Raw genomic sequence first — 13,502 nt, 5'->3', positions numbered from 1 at the left:
CGGAGAGGGAGAAGCACCCTCACAAGCACATAGAACTCGGTACAAGCCGAGCATTCGGCTGAGCAGGCGGCGAGGTGGCAACGGGTCACTCTGCTCCGTGGCTACTGCGAGGCGTTGGAGCGTCGAATCGGCGAAGCCCCGCGTGATGACGAGGGTCTCGACGGTGCCCGGGCTTGGTTGGCCTGGGCGCATGAGTACGTCGCTGGCGCGGATCCTTTGAAGGATCTGCCTGTTATACCGGACGTTCCGGAGTTGGCGGGGGCGGATCTTGAGCCCTTCCTCGGCGGCTGGAGTCCGTACGGGCCGGAAACCGGCCAGTCGCGCTGGCGGTGATACGGATGGCGACTTGGCGTTGACTCCCCCGCCGCTCGCGTTGTCGTTTGAGTGCGATGTCTCCGGGTGGAGTTCGTCCCGGGTGAGCCGGTGGGGTGACGGTGGTCGGTGGGCTGCGACCTGGGCTCGGACCGTGTTCGCGCCCGGATGGTCCGTCTCGGCGAGGTGCGGCAGCGGGCGCCAATTGTGTGCGGCCGTCCATTGAGGACCGATAGGTTGGCTCGAGGTCACTTGAGGATGGTCCGTGATGGAGGGTGTGTCGGTGGCGAGGGAGACGTCCGCGCAGGTGGTCGAAGCCGTGTCGGTGGCGGCGCGCGGTGTGGTCAACGGTCGGGTGGTCGGTGTGGATCGGCTGCGCGGCGGGTCGAAGAAGGGTGTGTACCGGGTTCGGTTCGATGGCGGGTCGAGTGTGGTGGTGTACCGGTGGGCCGCTGAGGAGAACTTCTGGCCGGAGGTCGCCGAGGTCGACGTCTTCGCGGACGCGAGTGGGATGGACCTGTTCCTGGCGGCGGGGCGGGTTCTGGACGAGGTCGGGGTGCGGACGCCTCGGGTGTTGGCCGTCGGGGTGGATGTGGTGGTTGTCGAGGACGTTTCGGGTGGGACGTTGGAGTCGGTGCTCGGGACGGATCGGGCGCGGGTGGCGCTGGGTGACCTGGCGCGGTTCTTGGGGGCGATGCGTGGTCGCCGCTCCCCCGGGTTCGGTCGTGTGGATCGGCCGTTGATCACGGGTTCGTCGTGTGAGCGGGTGGTGTTCGACCGGGCTGTGCGGGATTTGGCGGAGGCGGCGGGGCGTGATGGCCGGGTCGAGCGGGCTCACGATGATCTTCGCGAGCTGGTGGTCGCGCTGCGGGAGCGGGTGGCGCCGCGTGCCGAGTACGGGTTGATCCACGGTGAGTTGGGGCCGGATCACGTGTTGGTGGGCGCTGATGGTGGGGCGGTGTTGATCGACGTCGAGGGGTTGATGTTCTTCGATGTCGAGTGGGAGCACGTGTTCCTGCGGTTGCGGTTCGGTCCGCACTACGCGCCGCTGGCGTGCAGCGACCTGGATGGGGCTCGGTTGGACTTCTACGGGTTGGCGATGCGGTTGTCGTTGGTGGCGGGGCCGTTGCGGTTGTTGGATGGGGATTTCCCGGATCGGGAGTTCATGGTGCGGGTTGTGGAGCGGAATCTGGGTGAGGCGTTGGCGCTACTCCCCTGACTTGTGGACGGTGGTGGTGTCGATGTCGGCGGGGGTGCCGTGGGTGTCGGTGGGGTGCAGCCGCGGGAGTGGTTGGCCGTGGTGGTCGATGAGGGTGGAGTGGGGTTCGTCGGGGGTGTAGGCGTGGCGTTCTCCCCATTGGCGGAGGGCGACGATGACGGTGAAGAGGTCGCGCCCGGTGGGGGTGAGTGTGTAGATCTGGCGTTTGCCGGTGGGGGCGGTGTGGCGGTGGAGGATGCCTCGGTCGATCAGGCGGTGGAGTCGGTCGGTGAGGATGTTGCGGGCGATGCCGGTGCGTTGTTGGAAGTCGGTGAAGGTTCGGGCGTTGTCCATGGCGTCGCGGATGATGAGGAGGGTCCAGCGGTCGCCGATGAGGTCGAGGGCGCGGGCGACGGGGCAGGTGGGGTCGGTCCAGGTGGTGGTCACCGCGCCTCCCGAAGAGTTGCTGTTTGAAACCATTCTGCCCTACCGTCGAATCAGTTGCAAAATGCTACTGATCGTGGGTGTGGATGGGCACGTGGAGGCTGGTGTTCGCCGCGGTGTGCGCGGTCGCGGTCGCGGGGATCTACGCGGCCCAGCCGCTACTCCCCCTCGTCGGCGCCGACCTGGGCGTGGCGCGGGCCCACCTGGGGTGGGTGGTGGCGGCCGGGCAGGTGGGTTACCTGGTCGGGTTGGTCGTGCTGGTGCCGTTGGGCGACGTGGTCGACCGGCGGGTGCTGCTGGTGGGCCACCTGGGGATGACGGCGGTCGGCGCGCTGGTGGTGGCGTCGGCGGCGCGGGCGTGGGTGTTGTTCGGGGGCCTGGTGGTCGTGGGTCTGTTCGCGGTGGTGGTGCAGACCGCGGTGGCCTACGCGGCGTCGTTGTCCGCGCCCGGGGAGCGGGGCCGCACCCTGGGTGTGGTGACCTCGGGTGTGGTGATCGGCATCCTGGGGGCGCGTGTCGTGGCGGGTGCGGTGGCCGGGGTGTGGGGTTGGCGCGGTGTGTACGTGGTGTTGGCGGTGCTGCTGGTGGCGTTGGCGGCGGTGGTGTGGCGGGTGTTGCCGCCGGATCCCCGGGTGGGTCGTGACGGGTACCGGCGGGTGTTGGTGTCGTTGGGTGGGTTGTTCGGTGAGCGCCTGTTCGTCTCGCGTGGGCTGATCGCGTTTTTCCTGTTCGCGTCGTTCGGCGCGTTGTGGGGCGGGTTGGCGTTGCCGTTGGCGGGGGCGCCGTGGTGGTTGAGTCCGGCGCAGATCGGGCTGTTCGGTGTGGCCGGGTTGGCGGGCGCTGTGGGCGCGGCGAGGTCGGGTCGGTGGGCGGACGGCGGGTTGGCGGGCGCGGTCACCGGTGGTGGGTTGGTGGTGCTGGTCGTGTCGTGGTGGGCGATCGGGCAGGTGTCGTTGTGGTGGTTGGTCGTCGGCGTGGTGGTGTTGGATTTCGCGGTGCAGGTGGTGCACGTGAGCAACCAGCACCTGTTGACCGCGGCGCATCCGGAGCGCACCAGCAGCGTCGTGGGCGGGTACATGGTGTTCTACTCGCTGGGTTCGGCGCTGGGCGCGGCCGCGACGACCGCGGCGTTCGACGCCACCGGGTGGGTGGGGTCGAACGCGTTGGGCGCGGGGTTCGCGGTGTGCGGGCTGGTGGTGTGGGTGTGGGCTCGCCGGGTCGCGCTGTAGGCGCGCTCAAGGGGGCGGGGCGCGCCGGTGGTCGGTGTGTGTGGTGCGTGCCTAGGGTCGCGGGAGGACCTGGGAGGGTGGCACGTGGACGCTGCGGCGGTGGTGGAGTCGGCGCGGGTTCCCGCCGCGGTGCGGGTGGCGCGGGTGTTGCTCGCGGTGGTGGCGGCGAGTCACCTGGGGATGGTGTCGGTGTTGTGGGCGAACCGGGGCTCGGTGGCGGGGTCCGAGGTGGTGTCGGGTTCGGTGTTCCACGGTTTCCTGGTGTTGCTGTGCGCGGTGTTGGTGTGGCGGTTGGCGTCGGGGCGCGCGTGGACGCGGCGGATGACGTCGATGTCGCAGGTGGTGTCGGCGGTGGCGATGGTGGTGACGTGGTCGTCGTCGGGGATGTTCCACGGGGTGATCCCGGCGTTGGACGTGGTGCAGCTGGTGGTGGTGGCGTTGTTGTGGGTGCCGCGTTCGGCGCGGGCGTTCTTCTCCCCCGGCGGGTGAGCCTGTTCAGGCGATGAGCCAGCCGGAGGCGGCGGGCGCGGGGGCGCGGGTGACCGGTCGGGTGGTGGGGATGATGGTGATCTCCTCGTGCAGCCGGGTGAGTTGCAGGCCGGTGAGGACGGGTCCGGTGGCCAGGACGCGGAAGGCGCGGCCGCGGCGGTGGCAGGCGCGGTGCGCGCGGAGGAGGACGGCGGCGCTGGCCCAGCTGAGGAAGGTGACGGCGGTGAGGTCGGCGGTGACGCGGGTGGTGTCGTCGGCGGCGGTGCAGGCGCGCATGAGGTGGTCGTGCCAGGGGGCTTCGGTGGCCAGGTCGATGTGACCCGACGCGGTGATGGTGACCGCGTGGGTGCCGCGGTGGACGCTGAGGTTGAGCTCGCGTCGGGGGTGCGGTGTCGTCGGCCGGGCGAAGCTCGGTGCCACGGGTATCCCACGCCTTTCGTCGGTGTGCGGTCTGCTACTCCCCCTGATCCGCGGTGGCGGGCCAAAGGTTGCCGGGTGTGTTCGGATTCGGCGAAAAATCGGGGCGATCTCGGGGCGCGGTGCCTACCCTCGGGGGCATGCGCGAGTTGTCCGGTCTGCCGAAGGCGCATCTGCACGTCCATTTGGAGAGTGCGGTGCGGTTCTCGACGCTGGTCGAGATCGGCGGGCCGGGCGGGTCACCCGGTCGGTTCTCGGGGTTCAGGGAGTTCGCGGACTGGAACTCCGGTGTGCGGGGGTGTTTGCGGCGGGCGGAGGATTTCCGGCGGGTCGCGGTGGAGTTCTGCGCGGATGAGGCGGCGGCGGGTGTGGGCTACGCGGAGGTGACGTTCACGGCGGCGTCGCACGGTGAGCGCGTGGGCGATCCGGAGATGCCGTTGGTGGCGGTGCTCGACGGGTTGGCCGAGGGGCGGCGGCGCCACGGGGTGGAGTTCGGTGTGCTGCTGGACCATTCGCGGCGTCGGTCGGTGGAGCGGATGCGCCGCACGGTCGAGTTGGCGGTGAAGTTCGCCGACCGGGGTGTGGTGGGTGTGGGTGTGGCCGGTGACGAGGCCTATGGGTTGGCGCCGTTCGCGGGGGTGTTGCGGGAGGCCCGGGAGGCGGGGTTGCGGTTGGTGCACCACGCGGGTGAGTCGGCGGGCGCGGTGAGCGTGCGGGAGGCGGTGGAGGTCGGGTTGGCCGACCGGGTGGGGCACGGGTTCCGGGCGGTGGAGGACCCGGAGGTGGTGGCGTTGTTGCGCGACCGCGGTGTGCCGTTGGAGGTGTGCGTGTCGTCGAACGTGGCGTTGGGGTTGGTGGGTTCGGTGGCGGAGCACCCGGTGCGGCGGTTGGTGGCGGCGGGTGTGGTGGTGACGGTGAACACCGATGTGCCGAACGTGACGGGTCGGTCGTTGGCCGCGGAGTACGGGGTGTGGCGGTCGGGGTTGGGGTGTGACGACGTGGCGTTGGCGGGTTTGGCGCGGGCGTCGGTGGAGTCGTCCTTCGCTTCGGAGGGGACGAAGGCAGCGTTGTTGGCCGGGATCGGCCGCTGGTTGGGGTGAGGTGGTGTCCCCGGCGCCCGGGTGGTGTCGGGGTGGCCGCTCCCTCGGCGCCGGTGGTCGCCCGTTGGTACTGGGGAGGGGTTGTGGTGACGAAGAACGAGACGAGTGCGTTGCGGCACGTGGCGGCCGGTGAGGTGTTGTTCCACTCGGGCCTGTGGGGTGTGCCGATGGGGTTCCTGTGGGCTGGTGGCGATGGTTTGTCGGCGGGTCGGTTGCCGCAGTGGGCGGCGGACGCGGTGGTGGTGCTGGAGCGTCGGGGTTTGGTGGCGATCCGGGCCGTCGCGGGTGCGCGTGACGCGGCGGTGCGGGTGACCGAGGCCGGGATGCGCCAGTTGGGTGGTGTCGGCGCGCGGTAGGTCCGGGTGTGGTGTGGGGTCGTGGCCGTGCTGGTCGCGACCCCACCGGGCCGTGCCCGGCGGTGCCGGGGCGTTCGTACTGGTGCGGCGGCGCGGGCGAGGCGGGGTGTGGATGTGCCGAGCGGTGAGCACCGGCGGAGTGGCCGGGGGTGATCACGCGGGTTATTCGCCGGTGGTGCCGTCGAGGAGTTCGCGGAGGATGTCGAGGTGGCCGATGTGGCGGGCGGTTTCCTGGACGACGTGGGCGATGATCCAGCGCAGGGTGTAGCGGTCGTCGGCGCGGGCGGGTGAGTCGGGGGTCAGGCCCGCGATGGCCTTGTCGACGGTGTCCCACTCGTCGCGGTAGGCGGCGAGGACGGTGCTGGGCAGGTCGTCGCCGGTGACGCGCCATTCGGCGTGGACGTCGGTGGGGTCCCACAGCAGCGGGTGGTCGGTGCCGCCCGCGGTGCGGGTGAGCCAGTAGCGCTCGACGGCGGTGAGGTGTTTGACGATCCCGAGGACGCTCATCAGCGGTGAGGTGGCCAGGGGTGTCTCGGTGGCCTGGTCCGGGGTGAGGCCGGTGGCCTTGGTGACCGCGGTGACGCGCAGGAAGGTCAGGAACTCGAGCCCGAGGCGCAGTTCGTCCCGGGCGTCGTTGCGCGGCCAGCGGCGGTCCAGTTCCGGGGTGGTTCCGGTGGCGGACATGGGTCTTGAGTTTACGGCATGGGGGCGCCGATCGCGTCCTGGTAGAAGGTGTCGAGGTCGGCGTCGGGGGCGCCGGGGGTGGTGCCCGTGAGGTGGGCGGCGAGGGCGCGGATGCCGGTGTGCCAGCGGACGAGCGCGGCGACGACGTGGGGTTCGGCGAGTCCGGTGTGGCGCAGGCGCAGGCGGGCGCCACCGGGTCCGGGGTCGAGGGTGACGTCGATGGTGGTGCCGTCGGCGGGGTGGGCGACGGTGGTGGCGCCGGTCGTGGTGGCGGGGGTGTCGAGGAGGTCGGCGAGCAGGGGGGTGACGGTGTCGGCGGGCGCGGTGAGCAGGCGTTCGAAGCGGACGTGCCAGGTGCCGTCGGGTTGGGGTTCGGCGGTGCCGCGCAGCAGGTCGAAGCGGGCGGCGTAGTGCTCGTGGGCGGCGGCCCGGTCGTGGGCGCGGGCGGGGGTGCCGTCGAGGGTGTCGGCGAGTGCGGCCAGGCAGCTGTCCCAGCCCGCGGCGAAGGAGGCGGCGGCGGGGCGGTCGTCGAAGTGGTGGGTGAGGACGAGTCGGGTGCCGGTGCCGGTGGGGGTCAGGGTGAGGTCGAGGAGTTCGCCCTCCCAGGTGAAGGCGAGGCGGCGGGGCGGGTCGTAGGTGGTGATGGTGCCGGTTCCGCCGTCGGTGCCGTCGGCGAAGGTGAAGGTGATGGCCGCGCCGGGGGCGCGGTCGCCGGTGAGGGCGGCGGGGAACCAGTGGGTGAGGTGTTCGGGTTCGGTGATGGCGCGCCAGACGCGGTCGGGTGGGTGGCGCAGGGTCCGTTCGAAGCGCAGGACGTTGCGTCCGGCGTCGGTGTGGAGGGTGGCGTCCATACCGCCGAACTTATCGACCACGGAATATGCCCGTCAAGGCATGTACTGGTGTGGCGGGTGGGGCGTTCACGGCCCGGCGAACGCGGACGAACACCCCGGCGCGGCAGAGGTCGAGCCCGTCGACGAGGACGAGGGCGGGGTCGACGGGTCCGTCGGTCAGGGTTCGGTGACGCGGAACTCGTGGGCCAGGCCCGGGTCGGTGGCCGCCATCAGGGCGTGGGCCTCGGTCTCGACGGCGCGGCGGGCGCGGGCGGTCAGGGTGCCGAAGGGTTCGACGGTGACGGTGGCGGCGCGTTTGCCGCGGTCGAGTGACCACATGGCCTCGACGGTGCCGTCGAGGAGGACCGTGGGGCGGACGATGCCGTTGCCGGTGCCCATGACGACGGTGGCGCGGTGCCGGTCGGGGATGACGTGGTCGCGGACGGCGTGGGAGAGGATGAGGTTGTCGAACCCGGCGACGAGCCGGACCGGCGCGGGGGTGTCGGGGTCGGGGCGCGGCGCGTCGGGCAGGTCGTAGAGGGCGCGGCCGTCCTCGTCGTGGAAGGCGCGCAGGTCGAGGCGGTCGAAGACCTCGCGCAGGCCGGTGAGTCCGGACCAGGTCTGGGCGTCGGCGGGGCTCGCGGGCCCGAACGCGGCGAGGTAGCGGACCGCCAGGTCCTCGACGGTGGACGCCGGGGCGGGCGTCTGCCCCAGCCAGGTGGCGGCGGGGGTGTGGCGGGCCTGCCCGGAGCGGCCCCACAGCCCGCGCGGGGTGACCTGGACGAGGGGGACGCGGGTGCGCACGAGGGCGGCGAGGCGGTCCTGGTCGAGGTCGGGCCAGCGGAGGGCGAGAGCGCGGCCGAGTTCGGCGAAGGTCATGGGGGTCTCGGCGAGCAGCCGCTCCCCCGCCTCGGCGATGGCGTCCTGGTCGACGCCCTCGAAGGCGCGGCCGTGGCCGCCGCGGAAGGCGCGGTCCAGGCCGGGTTGCAGCACCGATCGCAGCGGGAGGCAGTCACGGGCGGTGACCAGGTGGATGGTGGAGCGCATCAGGGCGATCCGCACGACGGCGCGGTCGGCGAGCAGGTCGGACAGGTCGGTGAAGGCGAAGTCGCGCAGCCGCGACCACAGGCCGGTGTAGGGCGGGTGGGGTGCCTGGGCCTGGAGACCGACGAGGTGCTCGACGGCGTCGAGGACGCCCATGGGGGCGCGTTCGAGCAGCAGCTGGCGGGCGAGCAGGGCGCGGTTGCGGGCGCGGCGGGTCAGCACGTCGGTCACAGGCGTGGAGCCTAGGCCCTGTTGCGGACAGGATCCGTCCGCAACGGGTGTCAGACTGGGGTCATGGTGGAGACCTCGGCACGGTTGTTGCGGCTGCTGTCGCTGCTGCAGACCCGGCGGGACTGGTCCGGGGCGGACCTGTCCGAGAAGTTGGGCGTCACCGACCGCACCGTGCGCCGCGACGTGGAGAAGCTGCGGTCGCTGGGCTACCCGGTGCACGCCTCCACCGGCGTCACCGGCGGCTACCGGCTCGGCGCGGGCGCGGCGTTGCCGCCGCTGCTGCTCGACGACGAGGAGGCCGTCGCGGTCGCGGTGGGGCTGCGCAGCGCGGCGGGCGGCGGCGTGGTGGGGATCGAGGAGACGTCGGTGCGGGCGCTGGCGAAGCTGGAGCAGGTGCTGCCCGCGCGGCTGCGCAACCGGGTCAACGCGCTGCAGTCGGTGGTGGTGCCGTTGCGCGGCGAGGGCCCGATGGTGGACCCGGAGCACCTGTCGGTGATCGCCGGGGCGTGCCGGGACCGGCAGACGCTGCGGTTCGACTACCGGGGCCGCGACGGCGCCGAGACACCCCGGCGGGTGGAGCCGTCGCGGCTGGTGCACACGGGGCGCCGCTGGTACCTGGTGGCGTTCGACCTCGACCGCGACGACTGGCGCACCTTCCGCGTCGACCGGCTCGTCCCCCGCGCCCCGGTGGGTCCGCGGTTCCCGCCGCGGGAGCCGCCGTCGGAGGACATGGCCGCCTACGCCTCCTACGGCCTGTCCAACGGCGCCTACCGCTACCAGGGCGTGATCGTGCTGCACATGTCGGCCGAGCGGGCCGCCGAGCAGGTCAGCCCGACCGCCGGGGTACTGGAGGCCATCGACGAGGACAGGTGCCTGCTGCGCACCGGCGGCAACAACCTCGACGCGATGGGCATGTGGCTGGCGCTGCTGGGCTGCGACTTCGAGGTCCGCTCCCCGCCGGAGCTCATCGACCGGATGACCGCGGTGGCCCACCGGCTGACCCACGCGGCGTCGAAGGGGATCACTACCCCTTCACCTGGGTGACACGCGCGCAGTACTCGTTCGGCGGTACCGGCCGTGAGAGTCTGGTGCGGATGCCGACGACGCCTCCCCCGCTGCCCGCCACCGCCTGCGCGGCGCGCTCGCGGGCACTCGACGAGCCCTTCGCGGGCACCGCCGCCACCGCGGTCACCTGGCTGTGCGTGGAACAACCCGGCCCGTGGGGGCGCGACGCGCTCGCCCAGAGCCACCTCGACTCCGGCCTGGCCGCGGAGCTGACCGCGCGCGCCGCCGGGACCGGGGTGCGGGTGGTGCTGATCCGGCGGCCGGGCCCGCACCCGGACCGGCACCGGCCCGCGCCCCGGAGGGTGTACCTGGCGCACACCGCGCCGGGGCGCGCGTTCCTGCGGCGGGAGGTGTTCACCGACCCCAAGCACCTGCTGGACCTGGACTTCGCGGCGGTGGGCGGCGGCGCCGCGGACGGGTTCGGGGAGGTCGTGTCGTGGCCGGTGCTGCTGGTGTGCACCAACGGCCGCCGCGACGTGTGCTGCGCGGTGGCGGGGCGCCCGGTCGCGGCGGAGTTGGCGGCGACGCACGGGGAGGCCGCGTGGGAGTGCACCCACATCGGCGGGCACCGGTTCGCGCCCACGGCGCTGCTGCTGCCCACCGGCTACACCTACGGCGACCTCGACGGCGCGCGGGCGCGGGCGCTGCTGGCCGACCCGGGGGTGGTCGTCGACCGGTGCCGGGGCCGCTCCACGTGGGCGCCCGCCGGGCAGGCCGCCGAGTTGGCGGTGCGGGAGCTGACCAACACCACCCACGCCGATGTGCTGCGGGTGCGTGACCCCGAGCGCGACGAGGACGGGAACTGGCGGGTCCAGGTCGCCCACGTCGACGGGCGCGGCTGGCGGGTGACCGTGGCGGTGCGCGCGGCGGGCCCGGACCGGCCCGCCAGTTGCGGGGCGGAGCCCGGACCGGCCACCGTGCACACGGTTGTCCGCATCGACTAGAGGGAGGCCGCGGTGAAAGTGACCCGCGCGCAGGTCCTGGCCCACCGCGTCGCCCGCCACGGCCTGCACCGGGAGACGACCGCCCTGCACGAGCTGGCGGTGCTGGAGCTGGGGATCCAGGACGCGGGCGGCGGGTCCCCGAGGGTGGCCGCGGCGGCGCGGCTGCCGGAGGGCACCGACCTCGACGACGACCGGCTGGTCACCGTGTGGGCGCACCGGGGCGCGCCGCACCTGCTGCGCCGCGCGGACCTCCCGGCGTTGGCGGCCGCGCTGTACCCGGCCACCGACGCCGACGCCACGGCCCGCCTCGGCGCGTGCGGGACGGCGTTGCGGCGCGCCGGGCACCCGGGGCTGGCGGCGTTCGCGGCGGGGGTGGCCGCGATGCACGCCGTGGTCGACTCCCCCAAGCCGCGCGGCCAGGTCAGCGGCGAGATGACGGCGCTGCTGCCGGGGCCCTTCGCCTACGACTGCTCGGTGTGCGCGGCGACCCACGTCTACGGCAGCCTGTTCCAGCTCGTCGGGCTCGCCGCCGGGGTGCGGGTGCGCGCCGCGTCCCGGCCCACCGTCCTCGCCCCGGTCGACCCCGACTGGGTGATCCCCGCCGGGCCCGCGGGCGCGGGCCCGGTCGCCGACGCCTACCTGCGGCTGCACGGCCCCGCGACCCTCGCCGACCTCGCCGGGTTCCTCGACACCACCCAGACCCAGGCCACACCCGCCTGGCCCGCCGACCTGGCCGCCGTCGACGTGGACGGCGCGGTCCGGCACCTGCCCGAGGCCGACCTGGCCGCGCTGCGGGACGCCCCGGACCCGCCCGGGCCCCGGCTGCTGCCCGCGCTGGACCCGCTGCTGCAGGGCCGCGACCGGGACCTGCTGGTCCCCGACGAGACCCACCGCAAGCGGCTGTGGAAGGTCATCGGCAACCCGGGCGCGGTCCTGGTCGACGGGGAGGTCGTCGGGACGTGGCGCACCAAGGCCGCGGGCAAGGCACTGGGCGTCACCGTCGACGCGTTCGGCACCCTGGCGAAAACCACCCGCGGCCTGCTCGACGCGGAGGCCCACCGCGCGGCGGCGGCGCGCGGGTTCGCCGAGGCCCGCGTCACCCACACCTGAGCGGCGGCCGGTCAGTGCGCGGCGACGCTGTCCCTGAACGCCTTGCCGCTGCTGAACTTGACCACCCTGGTCGGCGGGATGCTGATCGCCTCACCGGTCTTGGGGTTGCGGCCGGGTCCGCATTCCACCGCGCGTGGTGGCGCTGCGCAGGTCCACTACGGGTGAATCGCCGAGCCGGCGCGGCAACAGCGCGCCTACTGCGCGTTCCGGATGACGCCCGCCTGTGGCCGGGGGCGTGCCGCCGCCAGCAGGGCCACGCCGAGGGCCACCATCACCGCGGACATCAGGTACGAGTACCGGTAGCCGACCTTCGCCGCGACGCCCAGCAGCGGGCCCGAGATCATCATCCCGGTCACGGTGGTGTTGCTGAACATCGTCGTCGCCGCTCCCGGGCGTCCCGGCGCCAGCGACTGGAAGTACGAGATCCCCACGCCGGCGACCGCGGCGATCACCACCGCGTTGACCACCTGCGCCGCCGCCACCTGCCACACCTGGCCGGTGGCCACCATGATCGCGTGGTAGACGATCGCCAGCGCCGCGCCGCCCAGGACCAGCAGGTACTGGCTGACCCGGGTGGCCAGCACCCCGAACCACACCATCAGCGGGATCTCCAGCGCCGCGCACAACCCCAGCACCAGGCCCGCCTCGGCCTCGGTGCCGTGCAGGGTCTCCGACACGAACAGCGGCATCGTCGTCACCCCCAGGCCCCCGGCCGCCTGGATCAGCACCAGCGCCGGGACCGCCAACCACAACCGCGACGACGCCCCGCCCTCCCCCGCCGCGTCCGCGGGCGGGGCCGTTGTCTCCGGGCTCGCCCGCGGCAGCCACACCGTCAACGCCGCCACGGCCGCGTAGCAGACCGCGACCGCCGCGAACAGGCCCTTGAACCCCGTCGTGGCCAGCAGCAGCGCCGCCAGCGGCGGGCCCGCCACCCACGACACCGAGATCACCGTGCGCAGCGCGCTCACCACCACCGGCGCCCGCGACGAGCCCGACCGCTCGCTCACCTGCCGGGCGAAGGCGAACACCTGCGGGATCAGCGCCGCCGACACCGCGATCACCGTCACCGACACCGCCAGCAGCGCCCAGTAGTCGCGCACCACCACGAACGCCGCCCACCCCGCCGCGCCCGCCACACCCCCGACCAGCAGCACCAGGCGCCGGATCTCCCGCCGGTCGGACAACCGGCCGATCAGCGTGCTCACCACCACCCCGGCGATCGGCGTGGCCAGCAGGAACCCGCCCAGCGCCACCGGGTCCGCGCCGAGTTCCCGGGTCAGGAACAGCGACAGGAACGGTGTCGCCAACGCCGTCGCGATCCCCACCGCCAGGCACGTGGACGCCAACGGCAGGTACGACCGGACACGGACGGGCGACGGGGAATCGGCGACAGCGGTCACCCCGCCATGGTGACTGGGAGCGTGCCCGACACCGAACGGATTTCCCCGTCACCCGTCCGTGGAGCGCCGATCACCCTTCTGCGACACCAGGAACTCCAACGATGTGATCCAGGTCTCTACGCGGGTAGCGGCCAACCCCTTCGACGGGACACGGGAAACGCCGGCGCGGCTAGCGCGGGGACCGTCGTGTCCGCGTACCCCGACGACACCCACGTGGTCGTGTTGACCACGCCGGACGGGGCGACGCCCGGGCGAGAACCCTCCAACGCCGTCACTTCCTCGCCCGTGAGCGCGCCGGTGCGCTCGTCGAACACCAACACGCGCGGCGTTCGTCTCCGGTGGTCGACGTGCCCGACCGCCACGACCGGTCTCCCCCCGGAAGGGCGCGGGTACCGGCGCCGTCGAGATGTCCGGACACCCGGCGAGGTCGCTAAGCAGCAGGCGCTGCTTCCAGACACCCGCGAACACCTTCATCGCCCGAGCCGCCGAACCGTCGGGGTTCCCCTCCCGCAGACGTTCCGCGACGGCCACCGGATCGGCCGCCACGAGAAATCCGCGGACAACTCCCCCGGCCCGTAGTCGCCCGTCGGGCGAACGCTCGCGCCCTCCTCGACGACGTCCACGCGCCCGGACCCGTCCGCGGCGACCC

General features: G+C 73.2%; 15 protein-coding genes. 8 read left to right on the top strand and 7 right to left on the bottom strand.

Annotated elements, in window-relative coordinates:
- Positions 1-595 precede the first annotated feature (595 nt).
- On the top strand, positions 596-1,531 hold the full coding sequence (locus tag V5P93_RS18760) for a phosphotransferase family protein (RefSeq protein ID WP_219824095.1): 936 nt from the start codon (positions 596-598) through the stop codon (positions 1,529-1,531).
- On the opposite strand, the gene V5P93_RS18755 is transcribed toward V5P93_RS18760, so the two are convergent.
- Complete coding sequence (locus V5P93_RS18755) at positions 1,520-1,990, bottom strand: helix-turn-helix domain-containing protein (RefSeq protein WP_104481381.1); 471 nt, start codon at positions 1,988-1,990, stop codon at positions 1,520-1,522. The genes V5P93_RS18760 and V5P93_RS18755 overlap by 12 nt on opposite strands.
- A gap of 50 nt (positions 1,991-2,040) precedes the next feature.
- On the opposite strand from V5P93_RS18755, the gene V5P93_RS18750 reads away from it, so the two are divergent.
- Positions 2,041-3,183, top strand: a complete 1,143-nt coding sequence (locus tag V5P93_RS18750) for an MFS transporter (RefSeq protein WP_104481380.1) — start codon at positions 2,041-2,043, stop codon at positions 3,181-3,183.
- Between the two features lie 84 nt (positions 3,184-3,267).
- Positions 3,268-3,672, top strand: a complete 405-nt coding sequence (locus V5P93_RS18745) for a hypothetical protein (protein ID WP_104481379.1) — start codon at positions 3,268-3,270, stop codon at positions 3,670-3,672.
- A gap of 6 nt (positions 3,673-3,678) precedes the next feature.
- On the opposite strand, the gene V5P93_RS18740 is transcribed toward V5P93_RS18745, so the two are convergent.
- Positions 3,679-4,092 carry an STAS domain-containing protein gene (locus tag V5P93_RS18740; RefSeq protein ID WP_181043714.1) on the bottom strand — a complete coding sequence of 138 codons (414 nt, stop codon included), beginning with the start codon at positions 4,090-4,092 and terminating at the stop codon, positions 3,679-3,681.
- Positions 4,093-4,229: 137 nt separating this feature from the next.
- Between V5P93_RS18740 and add the strand changes: the two genes are divergently transcribed.
- Entirely contained in the window at positions 4,230-5,189 is a 960-nt protein-coding gene (gene add / locus V5P93_RS18735) for an adenosine deaminase (RefSeq protein ID WP_104481377.1), read from the top strand.
- An 86-nt stretch (positions 5,190-5,275) separates the two neighbouring features.
- Complete coding sequence (locus V5P93_RS18730; protein WP_104481405.1) at positions 5,276-5,545, top strand: hypothetical protein; 270 nt, start codon at positions 5,276-5,278, stop codon at positions 5,543-5,545.
- Positions 5,546-5,707: 162 nt separating this feature from the next.
- Here the strand turns inward: V5P93_RS18730 and V5P93_RS18725 are convergent, their stop codons facing one another.
- The 3 genes from V5P93_RS18725 to V5P93_RS18715 all read right to left on the bottom strand — a co-directional run bounded on the left by V5P93_RS18725 (position 5,708) and on the right by V5P93_RS18715 (position 8,334).
- A complete protein-coding gene (locus tag V5P93_RS18725) occupies positions 5,708-6,229 on the bottom strand; it encodes a DinB family protein (protein WP_104481376.1) in 522 nt (173 codons plus the stop codon).
- Positions 6,230-6,240: 11 nt separating this feature from the next.
- Complete coding sequence (locus tag V5P93_RS18720; protein ID WP_104481375.1) at positions 6,241-7,080, bottom strand: SRPBCC domain-containing protein; 840 nt, start codon at positions 7,078-7,080, stop codon at positions 6,241-6,243.
- Positions 7,081-7,236: 156 nt separating this feature from the next.
- A complete protein-coding gene (locus V5P93_RS18715) occupies positions 7,237-8,334 on the bottom strand; it encodes a winged helix DNA-binding domain-containing protein (protein ID WP_104481374.1) in 1,098 nt (365 codons plus the stop codon).
- Between the two features lie 63 nt (positions 8,335-8,397).
- Here V5P93_RS18715 and V5P93_RS18710 point away from each other — a divergent pair, with 63 nt between their 5' ends.
- The 3 genes from V5P93_RS18710 to V5P93_RS18700 are packed head-to-tail and all read left to right on the top strand — an operon-like array spanning position 8,398 to position 11,453.
- The gene (locus V5P93_RS18710; protein WP_181043713.1) at positions 8,398-9,378 is read left to right on the top strand and encodes a YafY family protein; all 981 of its coding nucleotides are present in this window, start codon (positions 8,398-8,400) and stop codon (positions 9,376-9,378) included.
- Complete coding sequence (locus tag V5P93_RS18705) at positions 9,375-10,343, top strand: sucrase ferredoxin (protein WP_245931540.1); 969 nt, start codon at positions 9,375-9,377, stop codon at positions 10,341-10,343. Before V5P93_RS18710 ends, V5P93_RS18705 begins: the two co-directional genes overlap by 4 nt.
- 12 nt (positions 10,344-10,355) lie before the next feature.
- Positions 10,356-11,453 (top strand): DNA glycosylase AlkZ-like family protein, encoded by a 1,098-nt coding sequence (locus V5P93_RS18700; protein WP_104481372.1) that lies wholly within the window; start codon positions 10,356-10,358, stop codon positions 11,451-11,453.
- An 11-nt stretch (positions 11,454-11,464) separates the two neighbouring features.
- Here V5P93_RS18700 and V5P93_RS18695 read toward each other — a convergent pair whose 3' ends face one another.
- Positions 11,465-11,581 (bottom strand): HU family DNA-binding protein, encoded by a 117-nt coding sequence (locus V5P93_RS18695; protein ID WP_104481371.1) that lies wholly within the window; start codon positions 11,579-11,581, stop codon positions 11,465-11,467.
- A gap of 66 nt (positions 11,582-11,647) precedes the next feature.
- A complete protein-coding gene (locus tag V5P93_RS18690; protein WP_104481370.1) occupies positions 11,648-12,853 on the bottom strand; it encodes an MFS transporter in 1,206 nt (401 codons plus the stop codon).
- Positions 12,854-13,502: the final 649 nt, after the last annotated feature.

Origin of the sequence: Actinokineospora auranticolor (assembly GCF_041897805.1) — a bacterium.
In the GTDB taxonomy this organism is placed as follows: domain Bacteria; phylum Actinomycetota; class Actinomycetes; order Mycobacteriales; family Pseudonocardiaceae; genus Actinokineospora; species Actinokineospora auranticolor.
The sequence above is the reverse complement of the archived record's forward strand: the minus strand, read 5'-3'. Positions and strand labels throughout refer to the sequence as shown.

What these genes read in the sequence shown, in the direction of transcription:
- V5P93_RS18710 (WP_181043713.1), top strand. Translation starts at nt 8,398, where the DNA reads ATGGTGGAGACCTCGGCACGGTTGTTGCGGCTGCTGTCGCTGCTGCAG.
- V5P93_RS18725 (WP_104481376.1), bottom strand. Translation starts at nt 6,229, where the DNA reads ATGTCCGCCACCGGAACCACCCCGGAACTGGACCGCCGCTGGCCGCGC.
- add (WP_104481377.1), top strand. Translation starts at nt 4,230, where the DNA reads ATGCGCGAGTTGTCCGGTCTGCCGAAGGCGCATCTGCACGTCCATTTG.
- V5P93_RS18720 (WP_104481375.1), bottom strand. Translation starts at nt 7,080, where the DNA reads ATGGACGCCACCCTCCACACCGACGCCGGACGCAACGTCCTGCGCTTC.
- V5P93_RS18755 (WP_104481381.1), bottom strand. Translation starts at nt 1,990, where the DNA reads ATGGTTTCAAACAGCAACTCTTCGGGAGGCGCGGTGACCACCACCTGG.
- V5P93_RS18750 (WP_104481380.1), top strand. Translation starts at nt 2,041, where the DNA reads ATGGGCACGTGGAGGCTGGTGTTCGCCGCGGTGTGCGCGGTCGCGGTC.